We start from the raw sequence: 26,818 nt of genomic DNA, 5'->3' as shown, positions 1-26,818 counted from the left end.
TGATGCCTTCTGAGCCTTCCGAGAAGAAATCGAAACCCCGTGCGCCGGCCAGGCGTGGCGATAAAATGCGTGTTTCTTCGAAGAAGCCGACGCATGTCGATGAGCATGTGGGAAAGCGGTTGCGTCTCAGGCGCAACCTGCTCGGCCTGAGCCAGGACGACCTGGCGCGGCGCATCGGCCTGACGTCTCAGCTCATTCAAAAATACGAGGCCGGCGAAACCAGGATCAGCGCATCAAGGCTCTACGGAATCGCCACGCAACTCGCAGTCCCGATCACGTGGTTCTTCGACGAGCTGGAAGGCAAGAGGCGGCCATCCGCCGAATCGAAGCAAGCCTCATCCAAGCAGGCCCTGTCGAAGCAAGCCTTGTCGAAGCAAGCCTTGGAGACTGCAGATTGGAGTGAACTCGTCACCAAGCGGGAGTCGCGTCAGCTCCTCGAACTCTACTTCGGTATCGCCGACGAACGCCTGCGCCGAAAGCTGATGGAAGTCGCGCAGCTCCTGAAGACAACTGAACCAGACTAGCGGCCAGCCAGCAGACCTCTCCACGGGATCGACCGCTGATCGCCATCGCTTCTCGTCGGTCGATTACTTGAGCGTTAGCAGAAAAGCGTGCTGGATGCGCGAGCTGCGCGCCGTCATTGATGGCGCGCGGTTGCGACGGAACGAGCGTGAGATCGCTCTCATCCGTGGCAGTCGAGCCCCATCCACGCTGTCCTTGCGCCATTCACTGCTGGCCGGCACCGCCGCGGCGCTCGGCGATGACCTGCCTCGCCTCCTCCGCCGTCATTTGGCCGGCGCCGATAACCTGGTAGGCGCTCTCCGGATTTTGACTCCGTTGCTCATTCACACCGCCACGGCGCGGCTGTGGCTCTTCTTGATTGACCGGTGAGTCGCCACTGCCGAAGCCGAGTACCTCGACGATGATGATCAAGGCCTGCTGGGATTTACCGGATTGCGTTGCGTCCTTTGCCGCATCGGTTGCGGCTTTCTGGCTTGCATCGCCGGTATCGATTTTCAGGGCCGTCAGCGAGCTCTCCTTCGGCGGTAGACCTTTGACTTCACCGGAGAACTGGAAATTGTTGGCGTTCAGCACGAAGAGCGCCGCAATATTGAGATTGCCGCTGACCCGCACGCCGGCATCGCCCGCGTTCACCGTGCCCTGCGGCGCGATCAGGTTGACGTCGCCCTCCTCGACGCCGGCAAAGCCGACGATGGTGCCGATGCCGCTGCCGGATATGTCGGCTTTCTCCAGCACTTTCGTCACTGTGTCGCCGTCGGTCTGAATCTCCGGCGCCGACACCACGCGGGTCGTCTTGGCGCCGCGCCCGGCATCGATGTCGCCCAGCGTCGACCAGATCGTCTCATCACCGCCGGCGAATGTCAGGATGCGCGAGCGGCTCAGACGACGTTGTTACGAGCGAAGATGTTGATGTTGCCATAGCCGAGCGTGACCAGACCGTAACCTGGATGAGGGTCGATGCTCAACGCCGCCACCTGCAGGCCGCCACCCGGCGTCAGCACCTCGATATCGCCGCCGGCCATGGTGCGGAACAGCGCGTTGCCGATCGTCACGTCGCCCTTCCAGTCCTTGCCGGGGAACAGGCTGTCGATCGCCGCATAGCCACGGTTGTAGCCACCGTTGCGCGGAAGGCCATTGACGCCGGGCTCGTTCTGGTCGGCCCCCGCCTCGCGCAACTCCTGCATATAGACCTGGCGCAGGAAGCGCTCTTGCGTGAAGGACCCCTGCGTGCGTTGCGTGAGCGTCTGGAACCGGGACCAGGCATCGAGTGGCGACAGCGCCGCGCCGGTAACGTCGGCGATGAAGGCCGCGACGCCTGTTCGCGTCATCTTCCAAGTCCCGGCGAACAGGAAAGCTTGCTGCCTCTCCGCCCGCAGCTGCCTGTAGGCTTCGAGGGCCTTGTCCGCCGTCAATGTGTGGCCGGTCTAGCACGCCACAAAGGACACCAACTTGACCTCGTCATAGCCACCTTTGACCAACCGGTATTCATTCGCCAGGTACAGCGGCACAGCGGCACAGCGGAATCGCCGATCACCGAGGTCATCTTGACCCCCGGTATGAGCGTCGCTGGATCCGGCAGGGCGGCTTCGGCGGGCGTAAGGACGAGATAGTCCGGCATCGAGCCGACATTCGCCGGATCGAGATAGCCCGCGAGGAAGGCCTCATAGGATGGCTGCTTGCCCTTCAACCCCGCCATCACGGTGATCGCTGCGTTCTGGCTCGGCAGACCGTTGACCTGCGAATAGTCCACCGGACAGTTGTTCGCATCAAAGGTCCGATTGCCGACGCTCATGAGGGACAGTATCGGCGGGCTGACGAGCAGCGCGCCCGGGCCTTGCACGGTGACGGAGCCCTGAACTGGTCCGCCGATGATGTCGTTACCGGCCTCGATCACCGAGACGTCGGTCGGACGGATGTTGCGCAGCGCGTAATCGATGTTGCGGATATCCGTCCCGGCCCGGAACCAGGTCGGCTCGTTGGCCGTGATGCTGGACGTGATGAATGAGCCGGACGAACGCACGACCGAGCCGGTAATCGAGCCGTTCAGGGCGTAGATGCGGCTCGGCTCTTCGTCGTTCACGTTTGGCAGATGCGCCGGATTGCGCAGGTTGTAGAGGTGCAGCGCGTGCCCTGCGATGTTGGAGGCAGGCACGGTCATGTTGTTCGTCAAAAGCCCGCCCAGAACCCCAGCGCTCTGCTCGCCGATATTGACGGGCATCGTTTGCGTTCCTGCGATCGGCTCGAATGGCGACGGGATCATCGCCGGATTGGCGCGGCTCATGACAATCGAGCCGGGCAAGACGCCCTTGGCCGCGACGATCCGCAGTTCCGGGTTCATGCTCGGCATCGTGTAGAGCGTCACCATCGAGCCTGTCGCGCTGCTGTAATGGGTCTCGTTCATCACCGAGCCGTTGAGCGCGGCGATGCGCAGCTTCGACGGGTAGACGTTACCGGCGAAGCTATTGATAAAACGGATAGCAGCGCCCGTAGAATTGCCTGATGTTAGATCCGCATCCTTCGACAGGTAAGTGACCTGACTGACCAGAATGACGTCGCCGCCTGTCGAGGCGAGGGCTGAGCGCGGTGCGCTCGGTGTGGCTGCTTATGAAGTTGGGAGCGTAGGGATCGCCGCTGCTGACGAGCAGCGGGTCGAGGAATGTCTGCAACCGCAGATCGCCGGCCGTACGCACGTCCAGCGTGGCATCCCCCAGCGAGAGGATCGGCGCAATCGGATAGGTCGTGACCTGCGACCCGCTCGTCACCCTCACCTCGCGCCCAACCGCGAATTCACCGGCCTCGATCGTACCCGCGCCGCGCCCGAGATAATAGTAGCCGGCACGGACGGCACCGCCCGCCTCGACCGTCAGGGCGCCGCCATTGCGCACTTCAAGGGTCTTCTGTTCCGCGACGGTTCGTCCGCCGCGCACGCGGCCGTTGGTCGGCATCGCAACCGTCAGATTATCGAGATCGCCGCCGGCGTTGATGTCGACATTGCCTCCGCCGAGTGCGCCGACGCCCCGTTGGAAATTGCCATAGTCGATCCACCAGGAGCTTTGCTCCGCCGGCCGCGCGCCGTACTTGGCAGAGTTATGCGGCACGAACGCATAGGAAGTGTCGGTCGCCCCCTGCCGCTTCAGCCATTCTGTGCAATGCTGCATTGTCGTGCGGTCTGTCGGCAGGGCGACATCGACGCTACCGCCGCCTACGGACGACTCGATGGTGTTCGCAACCTTCTGAGAACGCTTTTCATCGCTTTCTAATGCTGGTTCGTTCATGGACAGCAAACAATATCACGTTCGGTGAATCCGTGCAGTTCATTATTTCGAGAACACCCTGCTGGCCAGCACATCCGACGCCTCCAACGACATGATATCGTCCGCTGTCAGCTCGCGATCGAGATCGGCGACGAGGCGGTTGGCCTGGCGCAGCCGCATGCGGTCGAGTGCGTTGCGGATCGAGCGCGCGTTCGAGAACAGCGGCTGGGTCTTGCGCAGCGCGATGTAGCGAATGAAGGCGTCGCGCGCGTCAGGACTGAATCTGTAGTTCATGTCTCGCAGCATCAGCTCCGCGATAGCCAGCAGTTCCTCCTCGGCATAATCCGGAAAATCGATGTGGTGGGCGATGCGGGAGCGGAAGCCCGGATTGCTGCTGAAGAACTTGTCCATGCGGTCGCCGTACCCGGCGAGAATCACCACCAGGTCCTCGCGCTGCGATTCCATCACCTGTAGCAAGATCTCGATGGCTTCCTGGCCGTAGTCGCGTTCGTTGTCCGGCCGATACAGGTAGTATGCCTCATCGATGAAAAGCACGCCGCCCATTGCCTTCTTCAGGATCTCTTTCGTCTTGGGCGCGGTGTGACCGATATACTGCCCAACCAGTTCATCGCGGGTCACCGAAACGACATGGCCACGGCGCACGAAGCCGAGCTTGTGGAGAATGTTGGCCATCCGCAACGCGACAGTGGTCTTTCCCGTACCGGGATTGCCGGTAAAGGACATATGCAACGTCGGGACATCGGACGTCAGGTTCATGCGCTTGCGAATGCGCTCGATCAACAGCAGCGAGGCGATTTCGCGGATGCGGGTCTTGACCGGTTTCAGGCCGATCAGCTCACGATCGAGCTGATCGAGCACCTCGCCGATGCCGACCTCGTTGAATTCGCGGCGCAGGTCCACCTGTTCAGGTGGCGGCGTCTCAGCCGCCGCAGCCGATGCCGCTACCGCGCTCATTTGCCACCGTAGCGTCCGCCCTCGGGACGATCGGCCGCGTAGGATTTCGTGGTGTAGCGGATGTTGCGGCCGCCGACCTCATGCCGTTCGAGCCGGAAGCCGGGTTCGTCCTTCGGCCGGTTGACGATGAAGGACAATCGAACCGACTCCCAGCCATGGCTGGAATCGAACGCAGACATTCGGATGTAGCGGTCACCGTACACCTTGCGGCACTCGTTCAGCTCCATCAGCACGCCTGCGGCATCGCGAAGATCGAACATCGGCAGTCCCCACATCTCCCAATAGGTGTTTCGCGGGTGAGGATCGTCGGTGAACTCGAGGTTCACGGCCCAGCCGTTGTTGAGGCAGTACTGCACCTGCGCCGTGATCTGCTCGTCGGTGAGATCGGGGAGAAACGAAAAACATCCCTGGGTGACTCGCATGTTGCTTCTCCTCACATCGCCGGCGTGGCGGTCGGAACGAAATCGGGCGAGTCCGTGGACTCGTAATTGAAGGTGATGTCCTTCCAGACCTCCAGCGCGTCGCGCAGCGGCGTGCAGGTTTGGGCGGCCTTGGCGAGAATTTCCGGACCCTCGTGGACGTAATCGCGCCCCTCGTTGCGCGCCAGGATCATGGCCTCGAGCGCGACGCGGTTTGCGGTGGCCCCGGCCTGGATGCCCTTGGGATGACCGATCGTTCCGCCGCCGAATTGCAGCACGACGTCCTCGCCGAGATGGTCGAGCAGTTGATGCATCTGACCGGCATGAATGCCGCCCGACGCCACCGGCATCATCTGGTTGAGGCTCGCCCACGGCTGGTCGAAGAACACACCATGCTCGAGTTTCATCGGATTGAAGTCCTGACGGCAGATGTCGTAATAGCCGCGGGTCGTCGCAGGATCGCCTTCGAGCTTGCCGACGACGGTCCCGGCATGGATGTGGTCGACGCCGGCGAGGCGCATCCACTTGGCGATGACGCGAAACGAGACGCCATGCAGCCGCTGCCGCGTATATGTAGAGTGTCCGGCGCGATGCAGATGCAGGATCATGTCGTTGCGGCGCGCCCACTTTGCCATCGACTGGATCGCCGTGTAGCCGATCACCAGATCGATCATGATGATGACCGAGCCGAGCTCCCTGGCGAAATCGGCGCGCTCATACATGTCTTCCATCGTCGCGGCGGTGACGTTGAGATACGTGCCCTTCACCTCGCCGGTCGCCGCCTGCGCGCGGTTGACCGCCTCCATGCAATAGAGAAAGCGATCGCGCCAATGCATGAAGGGCTGGGAGTTGATGTTTTCGTCGTCCTTGCAGAAATCGAGCCCGCCCTTCAGCGCTTCGTAGACAACGCGGCCATAATTGCGGCCGGACAGGCCGAGCTTCGGTTTCACGGTGGCGCCGAGCAGCGGCCGGCCGAACTTGTCGAGCCGTTCGCGCTCCACCACGATGCCGGTCGCGGGACCCTGGAAGGTCTTCACATAGGCAATGGGTAGCCGCATGTCTTCCAGCCGCAGCGCCTTCAGCGGCTTGAAGCCGAACACGTTGCCGATGATCGAGGCCGTGAGGTTGGCGATCGAGCCCGGTTCGAACAGGTCGAGGTCGTAGGCGATATAGGCAAAATACTGCCCCGGCGAATTTGGCACGGGATCGACGCGATAGCATTTGGCGCGGTACTTTTCCGCGGCCGTCAGACGATCGGTCCACACCACAGTCCATGTGGCGGTCGAGGATTCGCCGGCCACGGCGGCCGACGCCTCGATCGGATCGACACCGTCCTGCGGCGTGACACGGAACAGCGCGATGATATCGGTGTCCTTGGGTTCGTAGTCCGGCTCCCAATAGCCCATCTTCTTGTATTCCATCACGCCGGACTTGTAGCGGTCCTTGCCGCGGACGGTCATCGATTGTTCATTCATGGCAATCTCCTTGAGCGTTGACCGGCCTACCCGGAAAATGAACGTTGGCTATTCGGCGGCTACGGCGATGTCGCCGATACCTGGATCGAGTGCCCCTGTGCGATAGCGTTTGGCCATCTCCGACAGCGGGAGCACCTTGATCTTCGCGGCATGGCCTGCGGTGCCGAACTGCTCAAAGCGTTCGCGGCACAGATCGCGCATCGCATCCATCGCGGGCTTGAGGAACTTGCGCGGATCGAATTCGCTCTTGGTCTGGCTTGCGACCTTGCGGAACGCCGCGGTCATCGCCAGCCGGCAATCAGTGTCGATATTGACCTTGCGAACGCCGTGCCGGATGCCGCGCGCGATCTCCTCGACCGGCACCCCCCAGGTCTGCGGCATCTCGCCGCCGGACTGATTGAACAAATCCTGTAGCGCCTGCGGTACCGAGGATGACCCGTGCATCACCAGATGCGTGTTCGGCAACCGGCGATGGATTTCCTCGACCACCTTCATGGCGAGAATGTCGCCATCGGGCTTACGTGAGAACTTGTAGGCACCGTGCGAGGTGCCCATCGCGATCGCCAGCGCGTCGACCTTGGTGGCCCGAACGAAGTCTACGGCCTGGTCCGGATCGGTCAGCAACTGATCATGGCTGACCTTGCCTTCGACGCCGTGGCCGTCCTCCTGTTCTCCGCCCCCGTGCTCAAGCGATCCGAGCACGCCGAGTTCACCTTCCACCGAGGCGCCGATCCAGTGCGCCATCTCGACCACACGCCTGGTGATGTCGACATTGTAGTCATAGTCCGCGGCCGTCTTGGCGTCCGCCTTCAGCGAGCCATCCATCATGACCGAGGTGAAACCGTGCTGGAGCGCGGTGGCGCAGGTTGCCTCCTCGTTGCCGTGGTCCTGATGCATGCAGAGCGGAATCTGCGGGTACATTTGCTCCAGCGCATCGATCATCTTCGACAGCATGATGTCGTTGGCATAGGCGCGCGCGCCGCGCGAGGCCTGAATGATGACCGGCGCATCGACGGCGGCCGCCGCCTCCATGATCGCCAGCCCCTGCTCCATGTTGTTGATGTTGAAGGCCGGCACGCCGTAGCCATGCTCGGCGGCGTGATCCAGCAACTGCCTCAGGGTAATTCGTGGCATCGCGGTTCCTCTCAATTCCACGGGGACATCATGAATGAATTGCCGCTACCTTCGATCGAACCAGGCAATTCATCGCGGCCCTCGCGACGGCCTCCTCGGTGATGCCGAATTCGCGGTACAACACTTCGGCCGGGGCGGATGCGCCGAAGCCGGTCATGCCGACGAATTCGCCGCTGTCGCCAAGCCAGCGCGCCCATTCGCCCTCGACCGCGGCCTCGACGCCTATCCGTGGAACCCGTCCGAGCACGCTGGCCCGGTATTCCCGCGACTGCTGACGAAACAGATCGAAGCACGGCGCCGAAACGACCGCGGCGCGGACGCCGGCGCTCTCAAGCAGCTTTGCCGCCTTGAGCGCTATCGACACTTCCGAGCCCGTAGCCATCAGGGTGACGTCGCGACCGCCCTCCGGCTCGACGATCACGTACGCCCCCAGCGCCACCAAATTGATGATGCCGCCACTTTCACGAAACGTCGGCATCGCCTGTCGCGACAGGCACAGCACCGACGGGCTTGCCTGTGCCCGCAGCGCGCAGTCCCAGGCTTCTGCGGTTTCGACGGCGTCACCGGGACGAAACACCAGCAAATTGGGAATGGCCCGCAGCGACGCCAGATGCTCGACCGGCTGATGGGTTGGGCCGTCCTCGCCCAGTCCGATGGAATCATGTGTCATCACATGGACGACGCGGATGCCCATCAGCGCCGCCAGCCTGATCGCGGGCCGGCTGTAATCTGCGAAGGCTAGAAATGTACCACCGTAGGGGATAAAGCCGCCATGCAGCGCGATACCGTTCATCGCGGCAGCCATGGCGTGCTCGCGTACGCCGTAATGGATGTAGCTGCCGTCAAAGGCCGCGGCATTCACCGGCCGGTGAGTCTTGGCGCGCGTCAGGTTGGAATGCGTAAGATCGGCCGAGCCCCCCAGTAAGTTTGGCAAGACCTCGGCAATCGTGTCGATCACCAGCTGAGACGCCTGCCGCGTCGCGATACTGGGCTTGTCGGCCGCAAAGCGATCGCGGATATCGGTCATGGCCTCGGCATAGCCGAAAGGCAGGTTTCGGTTCAGCGCATCGTGGAACGGCGAACGTGCGGCCGGATTTAATTGCCTGGCTCGCTCGACCCAGCTTCGGCGGACCGCATGCCCGCGCTCACCGATCTTGCGCCATTGCTTGAGAACGGACTCCGGAATCCGGAACGGCTCGTAGGACCAGTCCAGCGCGGCACGGGTCTTGGTTACTTCATCGGCACCGAGCGGCGCTCCATGGGCCTTCTCGCTGCCCTGACGGTTCGGCGCTCCGAAACCGATCATCGTGCGGCAGACGATCAATGACGGCCGGTCGCTGCGTCGCGCCTGCTCGATCGCAGCTGCGATCGCTTCGGGATCGTGGCCATCGATCCGGCTCGCCGACCACCCCGAGGCCTTGAAGCGCGCGAGTTGGTCATCCGAACACGACAGCGAGGTTGCACCATCGATCGAAATTTCGTTATCATCAAACAGGACGATCAGGCGATTGAGACCGAGATGCCCGGCCAACGAGATCGCCTCGTGACTCAGGCCTTCCATCAGGCAGCCGTCACCTGCGATCACATACGTGTAGTGATCGACGAAATCGTTGCCGAACCTCGCATTCATCAATCGCTCGGCCAGCGCCATGCCGACGGCGGTAGCGAGCCCCTGCCCCAACGGCCCGGTGGTCGTCTCGACGCCCGGCGTATGGCCGTATTCGGGATGCCCCGGGGTTTTCGATCCCCACTGCCTGAAGGACTTGATCTCCTCCAACGTCAAACCTTCGTAACCCGTCAGGTACAGCAACGCGTAGAGCAGCATCGAGCCGTGACCGGCCGACAGCACGAAACGATCGCGATCGGGCCATGCCGGGTCGGCGGGATCGAATTTGAGGAAGCGCGAGAACAGCACGGTGGCGACATCGGCCATGCCCATCGGCATTCCCGGATGTCCGGATTTGGCTTTCTCCACGGCGTCGATCGCCAGAAATCGGATCGCATTGGCCATTTCTGCATGCGAAACACCCGTGCGGCCGGCAATGCAGGCGAGAGCTGGAGCGGTCATACCGTGCGCCTCTTGCGTTCCATCAGTTGCAGGATCAGCGGGGTGAGAATGAGTTGCATCGCCAGATCGAGCTTCGATCCGTGAATCACGATCGAATTGGCGCGTGACATGAAGCTGTTCGGAATCATCGACAGCAAATATGGGAAGTCGATCCCGCGCGGATTCTTCAGCCGGATCACCACCATCGATTCGTCCGGCGTCGGAATCCAGCGCGCGATGAATGGATTCGAGGTATCGACCGTCGGCACGCGCTGGAAGTTGATGTCTGTCTCGGCGAATTGCGGACAGATGTAGTGCACGTAGTCCGGCATCCGCCGCAGGATCGTATCGGTAACGGCTTCCGCGGTGTAGCCACGGTCGCTGCGGTCGCGATGCAGCTTCTGAATCCACTCCAGATTGATGACCGGGACGACGCCGATCTTGAGGTCGGCATGCTGCGCAATATTCACTTTTTCGGTCACGACAGCACCATGCAGGCCCTCGTAGAACAGCAGATCGGATTTCTCCGGCAACGAGGTCCATTCGGTGAAAGTCCCGGGATCGGCGCCGTACAATTTGGCTTCCTGGTCGTCGTGAACGTAGTGTCGCGTGGTGCCGGTGCCGGATTCGCCGTAGTCCCGAAACAGTTTCTCGAGCGCTTCGAACAGATTGGTTTCGGGACTGAAATGGCTGAAGTGCCTGTTGCCGCGCACGGCCTCCTCGGCCATTTTCGTGCGCATCTCGGCGCGGTTGTAGCGATGGAAGGCATCGCCCTCGACGTAGGCCGCCGCGACCTTTTCGCGGCGGAAAATGTTCTCGAACGTCTTCTTTACCGACGTCGTGCCGGCTCCGGAGGAGCCGGTGATCGATATGATGGGATAGCTGCGGGACATTGGTGCGATCCCTTCAGCGAAACAGGCCGCGCCGCGCGAACAACGGCGCATCGCTGTTGTCGAACATTGGCTCGATGCCTTCATGGATTGCCGCGACATCGCGAACGCCATATGCCGACCCCATGATCAACGGCACGCGCTGGTGCGGGGTCCTTGCCGACATTTCCAAGATCCGCCGGCGCCCGGTGGTTGCGGACCCGCCCGCCCATTCCATCACCAGCGCCATCGGATGAGCTTCGTAGAGCAGCCGCAACCGTCCCTCGCGATATCCGGGTCGGGCATCGGCCGGGTAAAGAAAAACGCCGCCACGGACGAGAATGCGCAGTGATTCCGCGACGAGCGAGCCGATCCAGCGCATGTTGAAGTCGGCGCCACCGTTGCCGTTGGTGCCTGCAAGGCATTCGTCGATATAGGCGCGAACCGGGCCGTGCCAGTGCCGCCTGTTCGATGCATTGATCGCGAACTCCGGCGTATCCGGCGCGATCCTGACACCGCGCGCGGTCATCAGAAATTCCCGGACGCGCCGATCGAGAATGAAGATGTCGACGCTCCCGTTCAGCGCCAGCACCAGCGTGGTCTGCGGCCCGTACACCACAAACCCCGCGGCGCATTGCGCCGTGCCGGGTTCGAAGAAGGTGGATACGATGTCGTGGCCGCTCGGCCGGATCGAAAAGATCGTCCCGACCGAGATATTGTTTTCGAGATTGGCCGATCCGTCGAGCGGATCGATCGCAACACACAGCGGCGCGGCGGCGTCGAAAACCTCGGGCAGTTCCGCTTCCTCGGACAGCACGGCGGCAACCGGCGCGGTACCTAGCGCATGGCGCATCATCTCGTCGGCGGCAACGTCGATATCCTTCTGCAGATCGCCGTCGGGATTGATCCCGCTATGCCGTCCGGTGATGCCGGCCAGCGGCCCATCGGCGATCAGGTCGGCAAGGCCGATCGACGCCGTCGCCAACGCCTCGATCACGGCGGCGACTGCGGGGCCGTTCGGCGTGTCCTGCACCGAACGATCGAGATGCGAACGCAACGTCACGCGTTCGTCCATGGCCGCTCCCCTGTCCGCGCCCTCTCTCGGGGCATTGCAACGCTTCTTGCCGGCTGGCAGTCCGCGCCGTATCTCATCGCAGTTTGCCAAATTAGGGAAATTTTCTTATCTTTGGTTCAGGCAAAGTTTTCCTTATAAAGGTAGCGCCGATGGCAAGCCGGTTTCTGAGAGAACTGACCATTCGCCAGCTTCGCGCGCTGGCGGCCGTTCACAGCGACCGATCGGTAACCGCGGCCGCCAAGCGGCTGCATCTGACGCAGCCGGCCGTCACGCTGCAGATCCGCAATTTGCAGGGCCTGGCGGGCTTGCCGCTGATTCAGCGCACCGGCGACGGAATGCTTCTGACCGATGCGGGGCGCGAGGTGCTGGCGCTTTCCGAACGCATCGAGGCGGCGATTACGGACTGCGAGACCTCGCTGGAGATGATGGCGGGCAAGACCGCCGGGCGCATTTCGATCGGCGCCGTCAGCACCGCGAAATACTTCGTGCCGTTCATGATCTCCGGATTTTCCAGGCTGCACCCGAATGTCAATGTCACGCTTTCGATCGGCAACCGGCAGGAGATCGGCACCGCGCTGCGCGGATACGACCTCGATTTCGCGATCATGGGCCGCCCACCGGCCGACATCGATATGGACGTTCGCCTGATCGGCGATCATCCCCACGTCATCATCGCGCCGACCGGCCATCGCCTGGCGCGAAAATCCCGCATTGCGCTCGCCGACCTGGCTGAAGAGACCTTCCTGATGCGCGAGCCAGGGTCGGGCACGCGCGGCCTGATGGAGCAATTGTTCGAAACGGCGCGCCTCCGCCCCAGGATCGGCATGGCGATGAGCAGCAACGAAACCATCAAGCAGGCGGTGATCGCCGGCCTTGGGATCGCGTTCATTTCCGCGCATACGGTGGCCACCGAACTCGACGAGCGACGGCTGGTGACGCTCGATGTGGTCGGACTTCCCGTGGTCCGGCAATGGTTCGTGCTTTCCCGCAAGGACAAGATCCTGCTGCCACCGGCGCGAGCGATGCTGGACTTCCTTGGCGCACGCGGTGCGCAGTTCCTGCCGCGAACCCGCGGCAGGGTCCGGCTCACCCGCCCATCGGCGCGCGGAAAGCGCTGAAGGCGCGGCCGCGCCGCCAAGGCTCAAACGGCATTCTCAAGCCGCTTTGGCCAGTCCGACCTCGGCCCAGATCTCGACCAAAGCCTGCACCAGATGCTCGATATCCGCATCGGTGTGATGCGGCGACGGGGTGATCCGCAGCCGCTCGGTGCCGCGCGGCACGGTCGGATAGTTGATTGGCTGCACATAGATGCCGTAGCGGTCGATCAGGACATCGCTGATCTGCTTGCACAGCACCGGGTCGCAGACCATCACCGGGACGATGTGGCTCGGATTATCCAGATGCGCGACGCCGCTCTCGTCGAGCCGCCGCCGCAGCCGCGCCACGCGATCCTGGTGCCGTTCACGTTCGGCCGAGCTCGCCTTCAGATGCCGGATACTGGTCAGCGCCCCCGCGGCGACCGCTGGTGGCAGCGAGGTGGTGAAGATGAAACCGGAGGCGAAACTGCGGATGAAATCGCAGATCGTGCTCGATGCCGCGACATAGCCCCCAATGACCCCGAACGCCTTCGCCAGCGTGCCTTCGATCACGGTCAGGCGATGGCTCACCCCCTCCCGGTCGGCAATGCCGCCGCCGTTCGGGCCATAGAGACCGACGCCGTGCACCTCGTCGAGATAGGTCATGGCGTTGTGGGCGTCGGCGACGTCGCACAGCTCGGCGATCGGCGCGATGTCGCCATCCATCGAATAGACGGACTCGAACGCCACCAGCTTCGGAGCATGCGGGTCGAGATCGCTCAGCTTTCGCTCGAGGTCGCGCGGATCGTTATGGGCGAAGATGCGCGTCGGGCTGCGGCTGTGCCTGATGCCCTCGATCATCGAGGCATGGTTGAGTTCATCCGACAGGATCGTGCAGCCCGGCATCCGCGACGCCAGCGTGCTGATCGCAGCCATGTTGGAGACGTAGCCTGAGGTGAACAACAGCGCGGCTTCCTTGCCGTGCAGGCTGGCGAGTTCCTGCTCCAGCAGCACGTGATAGTGATTGGTCCCGGCGATGTTGCGGGTGCCGCCGGCGCCGGCGCCGCAACTGTCGAGCGCCTCGTGCATCGCTTTCAGCACCTGCGGATGCTGGCCCATGCCGAGATAGTCGTTCGAACACCACACGGTGACCTCGCCGGCGCCATCGGGGTGGTGATGCCTGGCGCGGGGAAAAGCACCCGCCTTGCGCTCCAGATCGGCGAACACGCGATAGCGTCCTTCGCGATGAAGACCTTCAAGTTGCCGGCGAAAATAGGCTTCGTAGTTCATGGCGTCCTCCCATTGATCGTTGCCGCCGGCTCGGTACTGATGTTGAGAGCCGTCGTCAGGCCATCCCTTGCGTGTTGCTCACGGAAACTCTGACGGAACTGGTCCTCCAGCCGCTGACGTGCGCAGGCCGCTTGCGCCGGTCTCGGAGGCGCCGCGTCGGGGCGCACGTTCGCAAGCACGACGAGATTGGGTGGAGCATTGGTGATCTTGGTGTCGCGTTCCTGTTCCATGGTGGTGTCCTCCGGCGGCAAACCTGAGCGTATGCCCCAGCCCCACAGCGTGATCGCCGGCAGCGGCAGCAGCATGAACCAATGCTCGACAACGCCGAGCGCAAACAGGGTGGAAACCAGCGTCAGTCCAACGATATCGAACGGCGTTGCCGCCACTTCGACGATGCGCTGGATCAGGATGACGAGAACGGCGGTCGCAAGCGTAACAGAGGCCGGAAAGAAGGCACTGACCGGCTTGCGGGCGAAGAAGCTCTTCAGGAATCGCACGGCATCCGGCATGAGTTCGTCATTGGTGACGGGAACGCCGAGGAAGAGGTTGATCTTGGCGCTCTGCCGGAGCACCCAGAGCGCCGCGAAGGTCCAGAGCCCGACCTGGTTGGGCCCGCTCCAGGTCAGTGCGGCGACCGCGGCACCGCAGGCCAGCAGCGCGAACTCATGATACAGGATGGCCTGCAAGGCGTAGCTCAGCCGCTTCCAGCCGGTCACGCCAGCCGGACAGGCCAACGGCCGCGGCCCCGTCAGCCAGCCTGCGAGAAAGGCGATCTCCTGCGCGCCCCACAGCAGGATGGTGCAGGTGAAGGCGGTATAGGCGCCGCCAATGCTGGTATCGCCGGCCGTCAGCGCCAGGCCGCCAAGCGATCCGGCGAGCAGCCCTGCTGCCAGCAACGCCCGCAGCCCTTCAAAGCGTCCCGAACGCCCCACCAGCAAAAGCACGGCCCCGGTGCTGAACCACCATACGAACGCAGCATAGATGGGTGGGACCGTGTATGACGCTATCAACGCCCTCTCCTCACCATGCCGGTTGCAAGCAGATTTCGCGCGGCAGCGCATTCGGCTTCACCGGCAACAGGAACAGCCTCGCGAATGTCAGCGCCGCCCTGCCCGCCAGAACCGCGCGCTTCACCTTCGACAACAGGCCGCCCTTCTCGCGCGCATCGGCGATCGCCTCGGAAATCAGCCGCAAGCGTTCGAGACCGGCGAGGAAGCGCGGATCGTCGAGATTCAGCGTCACCGGAAATACCTGCTTGGAAATTTCCGACGTGATGCGGAATACCCGCATGTCGTAGTCGGTCGGGTGCATCCCCAGCGCCTCGTGGAACGCCGGCCGCATATGATCGCGCACATACATGGTGGCGAATACCGCCAGCAGGAAAAACCGGATCCACAGCTTGTTGACCCCGCGCAGCAGCGAGGGATCGGCACGCATCAGAAGCGCAAAGGCCTCGCCGTGGCGGAACTCGTCATTGCACCACAGTTCGAACCAGCGGAAGATCGGATGGAACTGGCGCTCGGGATGCCGCTCCATCTGCCGGTAGATGGTGATGTAGCGGGCGTAGCCGATCTTCTCCGAAAGATACGTCGCGTAGAAAATGAACTTGGGCCGGAAGTAAGTATACTTCTTCACCTTGGTCAGAAAGCTCAGGTCGACGCCAATGCCGTGATCCTTCAGAATCTCGTTGATGAAGCCGGCATGGCGGGCCTCGTCGCGGCTCATGAAGCTGAACAGCTCCTGGATATCCTTGTTCTTGATCCGCTTCTTGATCTCCGCATAGAGCACGCAGCCGGAGAATTCGGCGGTGAGCGAGCTGACCAGGAAATCCTTGAACTCCTTGCGCAACTCGGGCGGCAGCGACTCAAGATCGTTCTTGAATTCGTCCGTCTTGACGAAATGCGCCTTGTTGTGATCCGCGCGCAGTTCCCTGATGACCGCGTTCCATTCGGATCGCACCAGGCTGACATCGAGGCGATCCATCGCCTCGAAATCGGTGGTGTAGAAGCGCGGGCTGAGGATTGTATCCTCGCGCGCCTTTTCGAGGCTTTCGTTGCTGCCCTTGATCGCCGGGCGCGTGTGCAGGCTGCCTTGTGTTCCGCCTTCCATGGGGATCATGATGCCCTCCCGTCCGAGAAGCTGACTTCGTAGAGTTCGGTCAATTCGAGATAGCCTTCGATCCGCGCGCGCAGCCTGTCGAGCCAGCCGCCGCGGACCACCGTGGCGGTGCGGCGCACGACGAGGCGCTGGCCGAATTCGACACCGGTCGGCGCGTCATGCACCCTGACTTGATCGCCCGGCTTGATGTCGATGTCGCCATCGAGAATGACATGGGCGTGCAATGTCTCCGAGGTTTGCTCGATCTCGACCGTGCAGGGCACGTCGAACGATTTGCGCGAACCGGTCCAGGTCATGGTCATGTCGCGCCCCCCCGCAGTTTCATCAACCGCGCAAAGGCCTCGGTATTGGCCGAGCCAAAGGCATCGAGATCGATCTGCTTGCCGCTCGAGGTGTCGGTCAGCGTAATCTGGCCGTTGACGAACCGGGTCAGCCGGAACGGCGGCTGCGAGCCGATGTCGCCGAGCTTGCGCTCCCGCGCCAGCCCGCGCAGCACCACGCGGATGAAGCCGTTGCTGCCGGGCGCCAGGGTGTCGACGAGTTGCCCGTTACTGGCGTCGTACACCAGCACCGCGCCGTTCTTGCCGTCCTCGAACCGCAAGTCGCGGCTTTCGAGGGCCGCCGGCAGCGTCATGCGAACTTCGCCGACGCCGCTCAACCGCACGGTCGTGACGGATGCAAGGGCGAACAGGATCAGCGCCGCCGCGGCTAGGACGCCACCTTTGGGAACGACCGGCTCGTGAATGGCCTGGCTCATGCGTTGTCTCCGTTTCAGGCTGCCACGGTGGAATGCGGGAGGGCATCGGGTTCGAAACCGGATGCGCCGGATTGCGTCAGCGAGATCGCGGACGGGAGTGGTTGTCCCGCCAGCGCTTCCGCCAGCTTCGCTGCGACGCCTGCTGCATCCGGTATCGAACTCAACATCGGCTCCGGCGCCCGCAGCCCCCACGGACGGATGTGCGGCCAAAGCAGCAGGTACGAGACGCGCTTGTCATCCGAAACCCGCAGCGGGATGTCGCCGCTGCCGTCGCGGTAGCTTTTCAGGGCCGCGTTCGCGATCCTGGAGAGCGGGATGTTCATCGTCATCGGCAGCGCGACGCCGAACTGGAACAGCACCCGCTTGCTGGTGATGGTGTAGCAGGCCGCGCGCCGAAACAGCCACGCCAGAGCCGCAAGCACCGCGATGGCGCTCGTGGCCGGAACGACCAGCCATAGCGCGGAGATCGCGGTATCAGCCGGCGGCACGCCGTGCGACCAGTTCGACCACAGTCGCCATGCCACCAGCAGGCCAAAATAGATGGCCACCTCGCGGATGTGGAACGACCGCAGCGCCAGTCCCTTGAAGGTGGGCTTGCCCTGCCAGATGACGCGCTCGCCGGCGGGCAATGGCGCCGGCAGTTCCTTAAACGGCGCATTCCTGAACTGCTGATGGTCCTGTTTCACAGCAGCGGCTCCTGTCGTGCCGGTGTCGCGTAGAGGGTGCCGGCGCCGTAATAGCCAACAATCTTGTCTTCCTCGAGCTTGGTCACCTGATCGAGACTCTTGGTGGCCGGCACGGCGGCGAACTGGCTGCCGAGAATGGCGTCGACCCGGACCCGGCGGCGATTGCGATCGATCTTGGCGAACGGCTGCGGCAGCAGCACACGCCGTGCACCTTGAGGTGTCGTGACCTCGACTTCGAGATAGCGGATCAGGGCCTCGGCGCGGTCGACCCAGACGTCGGTGACCACCCCGCCCACCTCACTGTCCGCACCAAGCACCTGCATGCCACGTGGATCGGGATCGCGCGGTTCCAGATACGTGCCTTCGGCCAGCCGCAGCGGAACGATGCAGGGGATGTCTTCCATGGTGAGTTCGGGAATGTCCTCGCGGTCGGCATAGGAGCCGGGCCCAACACCGTCGAGCATTGGATTGCCGGTGGGCTCCGCCGGCGCGCCCGGCCACACCGCGATCGGCGCCAGGGCCACGTCGCGGCGGTCGTTCTTGTGGTTCGGGAGCGTCGCGACATGACCGGTCCGCAGCAGGTAACTCTTGGGCTCGGGCATCCTCGGGAAGCCCTGAACCACGCCGCGGCCGATTCCGTCGGAGTCGAGCGGATAGCCTTCGCGCTTGTCTTCGCGGCGAAGGTAGAAGATCAGGCCGGCAAAGAAAATCCAGAAGACGTAGAGCGTGACCTGTGCCAGGTCCAGATAGGCGCCGGATTGCATGAGAAACCTCCCTCTAGTTGGCTAACTAGGAAATTCAGCGAGACCGAACTTTGACGACGGTTGCGGAAAGCGCGTTCGTGCCGTGCGCACGAGCGGGCCGATCGCAACCAGCGTGGCGAACAGCAGAGCAATCTCGATGTGGTAGACGACGCTGTATCCCGTCGACGGATCGGTCAGCGCTCGGCCGAGCGCGCCGCTCGACGCCAGCGACGACACGGCGTCTCGTACGCCGCCGCCCAGCGCAATGCCCCCGCCGGCCGCGGTCGCCTGCACGGCGCCCCATGTGCCAAGCGCCAATCCACTCTCGCCGTCGCGCGCCAGCGCCATCGCCGCGGTCAGTGTCCCCGCCGCGAATAGCCCGCCGCCAAACCCGATCAGGCCGGTGCCGATCCGGAACAGCAGCACCGAGCCCAAGGGTGCCGCGAAGATGACCGCTGCGAAAGCGAAGATGCCGGCGACCGCGCCGAATCCCGCAATCCGATAAGGATCGGCGTTGCGTCCGAGCGTCCTCGCCGCCAGCCCGAAGCCCGCGAGTGTCCCAAGCGCGAAGAAGGCCGTGAGCGCGGTGGTCTGGCCGACGCTGAGTTTCAGGATTTCGGCGCCATACGGCTCCAGCAGAATGTCCTGCATCGAGAACGCCGAAGTCCCCAGCGCCAGCGCGACGAGGACACGAACCGATCCGCCGGATTTGCGGAATCTGGCCCAGGATTGTTGGAACTGTGGCCGCTCGCGCGCCGCCGAGGTCAGCGAGGGATTACGCGCCTCCTGTTTCCAGAGCGCTGCGATGTTGAGCAGCATCTGCGTGACCGCGACGCCCTGGATGATCTGTATCAGCCGGATTTCGTCGAAATTGCGCAGCAGTTCGCTGAAGATCAGCGCACTGCCCACCATTCCGATCAACAGCATCACATAGAGGAACGCGACCACGCGCGGCCGCGCGTCCTCCGGCGCAATATCGGTGGCCAGCGCCAGACCAGCCGTCTGGATCGTATGCATGCCCGCGCCGACCAGCAGGAACGCCAGCGCCGCCCCGAATTGTCCGTAGACGGCCGGGTATTCGCCGGTGCCGGACAATACCAACAGCGCGAACGGCAGGATCGCAAAACCGCCGAACTGCAGCAGCGTTCCCATCCAGATATAGGGAACGCGCCGCCAGCCCAACACCGAGCGATGTTGGTCGGACTTGAATCCGATCAGCACGCGGAACGGCGCGAACACCAACGGGATCGACACCATCAGCGAAACCAGCAAAGTCGATACGCCGAGTTCAACGATCATCACGCGGTTGAGCGTTCCGTTGAGCAGCACGATGGAGATGCCGGTCGAGACCTGGAACAACGACAGCCGCAGCAACCGTCCGAGCGGGAGCTCGTTGGTGGCGGCGTCCGCAAAGGGAAGGAAACGCGTTCCGAGACGCATCCAGCCCTTTGCCAATGTCGTCGAAATCCGGGTCATCGGGGAATCATCTCCAATGCCTGCGACGTGTAGAAACCGCTGGCGACACGGTGACTGCGGCCGATCTGCCAGCGCTCCAGCCCCTCATCGGCCATCAGCAGCCGCCGCAATTTCTGTTCGGCGACAGGTTCGATCGCGGGCGCCCGATCGCCGCGCGGAAAAAGCCGGCCGGCGGCGTGCATGAGCGCCAGAGCCGGAGTTTTCGGGGCAAACGTCATCAGCAGCGCATCATTGGTGCGCCCGGCCAGCTCCGCCATGATCCGGCACGTATCCGCCGGCCGGTAATGGATCAGCGAGTCCATCGCCACCACGAAATCGAATTTTCCCAGCTTTGGATCGAGCATGTCGCCGGACTTGAAGTCGATCGCTGAGGCATCCAGATCCGACGGAAGGCGCTCCCGCGCGACCGAAACCAGCGTCGGCGACAGGTCGATCGCGACCACGCGCGCACCGCGCCGCGCTACTTCGATCGACAGCGCGCCGGTGCCGCATCCGGCATCGAGCATCCGCGCACCGCTCATGTTCTGGGGCAGCCACGACAGCAGCGTGTTGCGCATCTCGTCGCGCCCGGCGCGCACCGTCGCCCTGATGCGACCGACGGGCGCGTCCGAGGTCAGCTTGGCCCAGGCATCGACCGCCGTACGGTCGAAATAGGTTTTAAGCTCGCCGCGCCGTTCGAGATAGGTTGCGATGGTCATCAGTCGAACCCCAACAGATCGAAGATTTCACGATCCTTCAGCGATTTTCCCGGCAGCGGCTCGATGGTCCCTGCCCACAGCTCGGCAGCGAGCCGCATATATTCGTCCGTCACCGCCTTCAATTCCGGCGTCTCGTCCATCTCGAACAGCGTCGATTTCTTCAGGCGACTTTTGCGGATGACATCGAGGTCGGGGAAATGCGCGACCCGCCTCAACCCGGCCTGCTCGTTGTAGCGGTCGATCTGGTCGGTATCCTTGCTGCGGTTGGCGATCACGCCGCCGAGCCGCACGCCGTAATTCTTCGATTTGGCTTCGATGGCCGCGACGATGCGGTTCATCGCGAAGATCGAGTCGAAATCATTGGCCGCGACGATCAGCGCCCGGTCCGAATGCTGCAAGGGTGCGGCAAAGCCGCCGCAAACGACGTCGCCGAGCACATCGAAGATCACCACGTCGGTATCTTCGAGCAGGTGATGCTCCTTGAGCAGCTTCACCGTCTGTCCGACGACGTAGCCGCCGCAGCCGGTCCCAGCAGGCGGGCCCCCGGCCTCGAGGCACATCACGCCGTTGTAGCCCTCGAACACGAAATCTTCCGGCCGCAGTTCCTCGGCATGGAAGTTCACCGATTCGAGCACGTCGATGACGGTCGGGACCAGGCGCTTGGTCAGCGTGAAGGTCGAGTCATGCTTGGGATCGCAGCCGATCTGCAGCACGCGCTTGCCGAGCTTCGAGAAGGCGACCGACAGGTTCGACGACGTCGTGCTCTTGCCGATGCCGCCCTTGCCGTAGACCGAGAATACTTTTGCGGTGCCGATCTTGACCTTGGGATCGAGCTGGACCTGGACGCTGCCTTCGCCGTCGCCGCAACGCGAGAGACTTTTCAGCTTCAAATGTCCTTCGAGCGCAGATGGAGGACTCTGGATGTTCATGCGGCAACTCCCACGCCTTCGAGGCGGTCTTCGAGCTCTTCGCCTGCCCTGCGCAGGACATCGAGCATTTCCGGATCGGGCGACCAGTATTTGCGTTCGTGCGCCTCGATCAGCCGGTTCGCGACCTTGGCCGAAGCCACCGGATTGAGCGATGCCAGCCGCTCGCGCATCGCAGGATCGAGCATGAACGTCTCGGTGAGCTGCCGGTATACCCAGGGCGCCACCTCGCCCGTCGTCGCCGACCAGCCCATGGTGTTGGTGACGTGCTCTTCGATCTGGCGCACGCCCTCGTAACCGTGCTTGAGCATGCCCTCGTACCATTTCGGATTGAGCATCCGGGTACGGGTTTCCAGCGATACCTGCTCGGACAAAGTGCGGACGGTGCCGGCGCCACGGGTCTGGTCGCCGATATAGACCGGCGCCGACTGGCCGCCCTTGGCCATGCGAACAGCGCGGCTGATGCCGCCGAGCGTATCGAAATAATGATCGACGGTGGTGACGCCGAGTTCGACCGAGTCGAGGTTCTGGTAGGCGAGATCGACGGTGGCGAGCGCGTTCTTCAGTAACGCCGTCTGCTGCACGGGCTGGCCCTTGAGGCCGTAAGCAAAGCTCTTGCGGCGCGTATAGGTTTCCGCAAGTTCGTCCTCGTCTTCCCAGCGGCCGTTCTCGACCAGATGGTTGACGTTGGAGCCGTAGGCGCCGTCGGCGTTGCCGAACACACGCAACGATGCGATTTCGAGGTCGCAATTGTTCGCGGCCTGGAAAGCGAGCGCGTGCTTGCGAACGAAGTTCCGTTCAACAGGTTCATCCGCGGAAGCCGCCAGGAAGCAGGCTTCGGCCAGCAGTTTGATCTGAAGCGGCAGCAGGTCGCGGAAGATACCGGACATGGTGACGATCACGTCAATCCGCGGCCGGTTAAGCTGCTCGAGCGGCAGCAGTTCCGCGCCGGTCAAACGGCCGTAGCCGTCGAAGCGGGGCCTGGCGCCGAGCAGCGCAAGGGCTTGGCCAATCGGCGCGCCCTCGTTCTTGAGATTGTCGGTGCCCCACAGCACGATCGCCACCGACTCCGGTATTCCGTGTCCTTCGCCGACGTGCTTGTCGATCAACCGCTGCGCCTGCTGCGCGCCGTCCTGAACCGCAAAGGTGCTGGGAATGCGGAACGGATCGAATCCATGGAGGTTGCGGCCGGTCGGCAGGATCGCCGGCGTCCGCAAGAGATCCCCACCCGGCGCGGGACGGACGAACTTGCCGTCAAGCGCATGCAGGATGCTTGGGATCTCGTGATCCTGCTGCAGGATACGATCGATGCCCGCGAGCTCCTTGTAGAGCGGAAGCGATACTTCCTCCTTGGCGGCCAACGCTTCGGGTGTTTCGCCCCTCACCAGCGCCTCGAGGATCGATTTGTCGGGACGAGCACCGTGCGATGCGTCCGCAACCGCCTGCAGCATCTCGACGCGTTGCTCCGCCGACGGGGCCTCGCCGACCACATGGAGACCATGCGGGATCAGCGTATATTCAAGCTCCAGCACCGCCGCCGACAGCTTGCCGATCTCGCGCGCGGGATCAGCCCAGATGGGGTCCGCCACCGCTAGCTCCAACGTGCTGGCCTGCGCCTGAATCAGCGTCGCCAGGCCAACGCGCTCGACATCACCGTCCGGCGGCAGGCCGCGCCAGCGCTCGATCGATGCTTTCAGCTCGACCAGACCCTTGTAGAGCCCGGCATGGGCGACCGGCGGGGTGAGATAGCTGATCAACGTCGCCGCCGACCGCCGTTTTGCAATGGTGCCTTCGGAGGGATTGTTCGAGGCATACAAATAAAGATTGGGCAGATCGCCGATCATGCGGTCGGGCCAGCACGCAGCGGACAGTCCAGTCTGCTTGCCGGGCATGAATTCGAGGGCGCCATGGGTGCCGAAATGCAGCACAGCATCGGCGCCAAAATCCTCACGCATCCAGCGATAGAATGCCGAGAAGGCATGCGTCGGCGCAAAACCCTTCTCGAACAGCAGCCGCATCGGATCGCCTTCGTAGCCAAAGGCAGGCTGGACGCCGACGAAGACATTGCCGAAGCGCTCACCGAGCACGAAGATCGAGCTGCCGTCGCTCTGCTGCTTGCCCGGCGCGGGTCCCCATTGCGCCTCGATCTGGCGCAGCCATTTTTCGCCGCGGACGTGATCGCCGGCCGGGATTCGGGTGTGGACATTGGCATCGGCGCCGAAGCGGGCCGCGTTGCCCACCACGATCCGCTCGCGCAGCGCGTCGACATCAGCAGGCAGATCGACCTGATAGCCCTCCCGTTTCATCGCGGAGAGGGTGCGATGCAGGGATTCGAAGACCGACAGGAAGGCGGCGGTGCCGGTATTGCCAGCATTCGGCGGAAAATTGAACAGAACGATCGCGACCTTGCGATCCCGCCGCTCGGCGCGGCGCATGGCGACCAGGCGCGCGGTGCGCGAGGCCAGCATCTCCGCGCGCTCACTGCAGACTTGCATTTCGCCGGCGACCTCGGAGCGGGAGAACGTGCACGAACGGTCGCACCCCGTGCACGGCATGCCTGCCCCGTCGGAGCGACCGCCATAGACCATCGGACCCGCGGCGCCATCGAGTTCCGGGATCGCCACCATGATGGTGCTCTCCACCGGCATCAGGCCGCGATCCGAAGCGCCCCATTGTTCGAGCGTCTGGAATTCCACGGGGTGTGCCGACAGATAGGGCACGTCCAGCTTGGCGAGAATTTCCTCGGCCGCTTTGGAATCATTGTAGGCGGGGCCGCCGACCAGAGAGAAGCCGGTCAGCGAAACCACCGCATCGACCGCGCTGCGGCCGTCCTTCATGAAAAAGCGTTCGATCGCCGGCCGCTGATCGAGGCCGCTGGCGAAAGCCGGGATCACCCGCAGCCCTTTCGCCTCGAACGCCGAGATCACGCCGTCATAATGACCGGAATTTCCGGCCAGCAGATACGAACGCAGCAGGAGGATACCGACGGTGCCGCGTTCACCCGGCACGTCCGGCAAGCAATCGGCTGTCTCGGCAATGCGGCCTTTGAGGCGCGGATGGTAAACACCGATATCGGCGTAGTCGACCGGAGGCTCGGCCTTGACGGCCCCACGCAGGCGGCGGCGCGGGCCATCGGCGTATCGGTCCACCAGCAGGCGGATCATGTTGGCGATGTTCTGCTCGGACCCCGCCAGCCAGTATTGCAAGGTCAGGAAGTAGGCCCGCATGTCCTGCGCGGTGCCGGGAATGAAGCGCAGCAGTTTTGGCAACTGCCGCAGCATCTTCATTTCGCCCTTGCCGCCGGGGCTACCCTTGCGATTGCCGCGCAGCTTCTTCAGCCAGGCAATGGCGCCCAGCGCCTCCCCGCTCATGTCGAACTTGCCGACCCGCGTCAGCTTCACGACCTCGGCCGCCGACATGCAGCAGACCATGGCGTCGCAATGGTCGCGGCGAGCGGCCAGCGCAGGCATCACGGCGCGAACGTGATCGTCGAGGAACAGCATCGTGGCGATGACGATGTCGCCGCGGGCGATGTCGTCCCTGCAGCGGTCGAGCGCCACGTCGTCGGTGCCCCATTCGTCCGCAGAATGAACGACGAGCGACAACCCAGGAAAATTTCCCTTCAAGCGCGCTTGCGCCCGCGAAGCCGCGCGGGACAGATGACCATCCATGGTCACGATGACGACCCTGATCGGCGTCGTGTCAGCGGGCGTAGTGCGCTTTGGCATCGTAAAGCGTCTCAATGGTTATGGTGGCCAACCCGTTTTCATTGGCGAAGCGTTCGGTGTTGCGGCGCGCCTTGCCGCGAACGAAGAATGGAATTTTGCGAAGCTCTTTCTCCGCGTCCGCCGCCCAGATCACGGCGATGTCGGAAACCATGGCAGCAGCTGCAACGGGCGCGGCTTGCGCCTCATCCGCCGGCGCGGCGTGCCCCGCCCCCAGATGCGACGGCACGGCCCCATCCGCGAATTCAAAATCATCCTTGAACATCGCCAGCAGATGCTCTTCCAGGCCCATCATCAGTGGATGCACCCAGGTGTCGAAGATCACGTTGGCGCCCTCGAAACCCATTTGCGGAGCGTAGCGGGCCGGAAAATCCTGCACATGCACCGGGGCCGAGATCACCGCGCAGGGCACCCCGAGGCGCTTGGCGATATGACGCTCCATCTGCGTGCCCAGCACCAGTTCGGGCTGCAGCTCCGCGACCTTGGCCTCCACCTCGAGGTAATCGTCGGTGATCAGCGGCTCGACGTCGTAGCGCTTTGCGGCCTCGCGGATTTCACGGCCGAATTCGCGGCTGTAGGTGCCGAGCCCGACGACCTTGAAGCCGAGTTCGTCGGAGGCGATGCGGGCGGCGGCCACGGCATGGGTGGCATCGCCAAAGATGAAAACGCGCTTGCCGGTGAGATAGGTCGAATCGACCGAGCGCGAGTACCAGGGCAACCGCGTCGAGCAAGTCGCGAGCACACCTGATGCATCGACCCCGGCAAGCCTTGCCACCTCTTCGACAAACTCGCGGGTCGCCGATACGCCAATCGGAATCGCCTTGGTAAACGGCTGACCGAACGTGCGTTGTAGCCAGGACGCCGCCTGCCCGGCTATCTCGGGGTAGAGCACCACGTTGAAGTCGGCGTCGCCGAGCCTCGCGATGTCCGCGGGCGTAGCCCCCATCGGAGCCGTAACATTCACATCGATGCCGAGTTTTGCCAGCAGCAGGGTGATCTCGGCGATATCGTCGCGGTGACGGAAACCGAGCGCGGTGGGACCCAGTAAATTGCAACAGGGTCGCGCGCCCGTGGCTCGCTCGGCGCGCCTTGTGCCTGGGGCTGGCGCCGAAGGCCCGGCCAGCGCACGCACGAGCTGATAGAACGTCTCGGCCGCGCCCCAATTTTCCTTGCGCTGATACGCGGGAAGATCAACGGCCACGATCGGAATGGGAAGATCGAGCGCGCGCGCCAGACCGCCGGGGTCGTCCTGGATCAGCGATCCCGTACAGGAGGCGCCGACGATCATCGCCTGCGGCTGGAACCGGTCATAGGCGTTCCGGGCCGCGGTCTTGAACAGCTCAGCGGTGTCGCCGCCGAGATCCCGCGCCGAGAATGTCGTATAGGTCACGGGCGGACGCCGGTCGCGGCGTTCGATCATCGTGAACAGCAGATCCGCATAGGTGTCGCCCTGCGGCGCGTGAAGGACGTAGTGCAGCCCTTCCATACCCGTGGCGACGCGCATTGCGCCGACATGGGGAGGTCCTTCATATGTCCACACCGTCAGCTGCATG

The 26,818-nt window shown here is 63.4% G+C and carries 25 protein-coding genes; 2 read left to right on the top strand and 23 right to left on the bottom strand.

All coding sequences use genetic code 11. The features are described 5' to 3' along the window. The first annotated feature begins 65 nt into the window (after positions 1–65). The gene (locus tag QUH67_RS10060) at positions 66–524 is read left to right on the top strand and encodes a helix-turn-helix domain-containing protein (RefSeq protein ID WP_300946512.1); all 459 of its coding nucleotides are present in this window, start codon (positions 66–68) and stop codon (positions 522–524) included. Between the two features lie 202 nt (positions 525–726). On the opposite strand, the gene QUH67_RS10055 is transcribed toward QUH67_RS10060, so the two are convergent. The 11 genes from QUH67_RS10055 to QUH67_RS10005 all read right to left on the bottom strand — a co-directional run bounded on the left by QUH67_RS10055 (position 727) and on the right by QUH67_RS10005 (position 11,770). Further along, a complete protein-coding gene (locus tag QUH67_RS10055) occupies positions 727–1,386 on the bottom strand; it encodes a filamentous haemagglutinin family protein (RefSeq protein ID WP_300947999.1) in 660 nt (219 codons plus the stop codon). A 14-nt stretch (positions 1,387–1,400) separates the two neighbouring features. Beyond that, on the bottom strand, positions 1,401–1,850 hold the full coding sequence (locus tag QUH67_RS10050) for a hypothetical protein (protein WP_300946511.1): 450 nt from the start codon (positions 1,848–1,850) through the stop codon (positions 1,401–1,403). A gap of 80 nt (positions 1,851–1,930) precedes the next feature. Next, positions 1,931–2,803, bottom strand: a complete 873-nt coding sequence (locus tag QUH67_RS10045) for a hypothetical protein (protein WP_300946510.1) — start codon at positions 2,801–2,803, stop codon at positions 1,931–1,933. A gap of 178 nt (positions 2,804–2,981) precedes the next feature. Next, a complete protein-coding gene (locus QUH67_RS10040; RefSeq protein WP_300946509.1) occupies positions 2,982–3,797 on the bottom strand; it encodes a hypothetical protein in 816 nt (271 codons plus the stop codon). A gap of 42 nt (positions 3,798–3,839) precedes the next feature. Further along, positions 3,840–4,751: a CbbX protein gene (cbbX, locus tag QUH67_RS10035; protein ID WP_300946508.1), complete on the bottom strand. Its 912-nt coding sequence runs from the start codon at positions 4,749–4,751 to the stop codon at positions 3,840–3,842. Further along, positions 4,748–5,173: a ribulose bisphosphate carboxylase small subunit gene (locus QUH67_RS10030; RefSeq protein ID WP_300946507.1), complete on the bottom strand. Its 426-nt coding sequence runs from the start codon at positions 5,171–5,173 to the stop codon at positions 4,748–4,750. Before QUH67_RS10030 ends, cbbX begins: the two co-directional genes overlap by 4 nt. Positions 5,174–5,184: 11 nt before the next feature. Continuing rightward, on the bottom strand, positions 5,185–6,645 hold the full coding sequence (locus tag QUH67_RS10025; RefSeq protein ID WP_300946506.1) for a form I ribulose bisphosphate carboxylase large subunit: 1,461 nt from the start codon (positions 6,643–6,645) through the stop codon (positions 5,185–5,187). A 48-nt stretch (positions 6,646–6,693) separates the two neighbouring features. Continuing rightward, the gene (fba, locus tag QUH67_RS10020) at positions 6,694–7,779 is read right to left on the bottom strand and encodes a class II fructose-bisphosphate aldolase (RefSeq protein WP_300946505.1); all 1,086 of its coding nucleotides are present in this window, start codon (positions 7,777–7,779) and stop codon (positions 6,694–6,696) included. A gap of 28 nt (positions 7,780–7,807) precedes the next feature. Next, positions 7,808–9,847, bottom strand: a complete 2,040-nt coding sequence (gene tkt, locus QUH67_RS10015) for a transketolase (RefSeq protein WP_300946504.1) — start codon at positions 9,845–9,847, stop codon at positions 7,808–7,810. Continuing rightward, complete coding sequence (locus QUH67_RS10010) at positions 9,844–10,719, bottom strand: phosphoribulokinase (protein WP_300946503.1); 876 nt, start codon at positions 10,717–10,719, stop codon at positions 9,844–9,846. The genes tkt and QUH67_RS10010 overlap by 4 nt, the downstream gene beginning before the upstream one ends. A 13-nt stretch (positions 10,720–10,732) precedes the next feature. Then, complete coding sequence (locus tag QUH67_RS10005) at positions 10,733–11,770, bottom strand: class 1 fructose-bisphosphatase (RefSeq protein ID WP_300946502.1); 1,038 nt, start codon at positions 11,768–11,770, stop codon at positions 10,733–10,735. A 149-nt stretch (positions 11,771–11,919) separates the two neighbouring features. Between QUH67_RS10005 and QUH67_RS10000 the strand changes: the two genes are divergently transcribed. Next, on the top strand, positions 11,920–12,888 hold the full coding sequence (locus tag QUH67_RS10000; RefSeq protein WP_300946501.1) for a LysR family transcriptional regulator: 969 nt from the start codon (positions 11,920–11,922) through the stop codon (positions 12,886–12,888). A gap of 36 nt (positions 12,889–12,924) precedes the next feature. On the opposite strand, the gene hemA is transcribed toward QUH67_RS10000, so the two are convergent. From hemA to bchB, 12 genes are read right to left on the bottom strand one after another with little or no spacing between them, the layout of a single operon-like run. Beyond that, positions 12,925–14,136, bottom strand: coding sequence for a 5-aminolevulinate synthase (hemA, locus tag QUH67_RS09995; protein ID WP_300946500.1), 1,212 nt, complete (start codon positions 14,134–14,136; stop codon positions 12,925–12,927). Further along, complete coding sequence (gene puhE / locus QUH67_RS09990) at positions 14,133–15,143, bottom strand: putative photosynthetic complex assembly protein PuhE (protein WP_300947998.1); 1,011 nt, start codon at positions 15,141–15,143, stop codon at positions 14,133–14,135. Before puhE ends, hemA begins: the two co-directional genes overlap by 4 nt. A 13-nt stretch (positions 15,144–15,156) precedes the next feature. Beyond that, the gene (gene acsF / locus QUH67_RS09985) at positions 15,157–16,254 is read right to left on the bottom strand and encodes a magnesium-protoporphyrin IX monomethyl ester (oxidative) cyclase (protein ID WP_300946499.1); all 1,098 of its coding nucleotides are present in this window, start codon (positions 16,252–16,254) and stop codon (positions 15,157–15,159) included. Beyond that, positions 16,251–16,556: a hypothetical protein gene (locus QUH67_RS09980; RefSeq protein ID WP_407080421.1), complete on the bottom strand. Its 306-nt coding sequence runs from the start codon at positions 16,554–16,556 to the stop codon at positions 16,251–16,253. The genes acsF and QUH67_RS09980 overlap by 4 nt, the downstream gene beginning before the upstream one ends. Next, complete coding sequence (puhC, locus tag QUH67_RS09975; protein WP_300946498.1) at positions 16,553–17,011, bottom strand: photosynthetic complex assembly protein PuhC; 459 nt, start codon at positions 17,009–17,011, stop codon at positions 16,553–16,555. Before puhC ends, QUH67_RS09980 begins: the two co-directional genes overlap by 4 nt. 14 nt (positions 17,012–17,025) lie before the next feature. Then, the gene (gene puhB / locus QUH67_RS09970; protein ID WP_300946497.1) at positions 17,026–17,697 is read right to left on the bottom strand and encodes a photosynthetic complex putative assembly protein PuhB; all 672 of its coding nucleotides are present in this window, start codon (positions 17,695–17,697) and stop codon (positions 17,026–17,028) included. Beyond that, entirely contained in the window at positions 17,694–18,461 is a 768-nt protein-coding gene (gene puhA / locus QUH67_RS09965) for a photosynthetic reaction center subunit H (protein ID WP_300946496.1), read from the bottom strand. Before puhA ends, puhB begins: the two co-directional genes overlap by 4 nt. Positions 18,462–18,482: 21 nt before the next feature. Further along, a complete protein-coding gene (locus QUH67_RS09960; RefSeq protein WP_300946495.1) occupies positions 18,483–19,916 on the bottom strand; it encodes an MFS transporter in 1,434 nt (477 codons plus the stop codon). Next, the gene (gene bchM / locus QUH67_RS09955; protein WP_300946494.1) at positions 19,913–20,614 is read right to left on the bottom strand and encodes a magnesium protoporphyrin IX methyltransferase; all 702 of its coding nucleotides are present in this window, start codon (positions 20,612–20,614) and stop codon (positions 19,913–19,915) included. Before bchM ends, QUH67_RS09960 begins: the two co-directional genes overlap by 4 nt. Continuing rightward, on the bottom strand, positions 20,614–21,543 hold the full coding sequence (gene bchL, locus QUH67_RS09950) for a ferredoxin:protochlorophyllide reductase (ATP-dependent) iron-sulfur ATP-binding protein (protein WP_300946493.1): 930 nt from the start codon (positions 21,541–21,543) through the stop codon (positions 20,614–20,616). Before bchL ends, bchM begins: the two co-directional genes overlap by 1 nt. Continuing rightward, entirely contained in the window at positions 21,540–25,268 is a 3,729-nt protein-coding gene (locus QUH67_RS09945; RefSeq protein ID WP_300946492.1) for a magnesium chelatase subunit H, read from the bottom strand. Before QUH67_RS09945 ends, bchL begins: the two co-directional genes overlap by 4 nt. Further along, on the bottom strand, positions 25,243–26,817 hold the full coding sequence (gene bchB, locus QUH67_RS09940; RefSeq protein ID WP_300946491.1) for a ferredoxin:protochlorophyllide reductase (ATP-dependent) subunit B: 1,575 nt from the start codon (positions 26,815–26,817) through the stop codon (positions 25,243–25,245). The genes QUH67_RS09945 and bchB overlap by 26 nt, the downstream gene beginning before the upstream one ends. Position 26,818: the final 1 nt, after the last annotated feature.

This window comes from Bradyrhizobium roseum (assembly GCF_030413175.1).
GTDB lineage: Bacteria > Pseudomonadota > Alphaproteobacteria > Rhizobiales > Xanthobacteraceae > Bradyrhizobium > Bradyrhizobium roseum.
The sequence above is the reverse complement of the archived record's forward strand: the minus strand, read 5'-3'. Positions and strand labels throughout refer to the sequence as shown.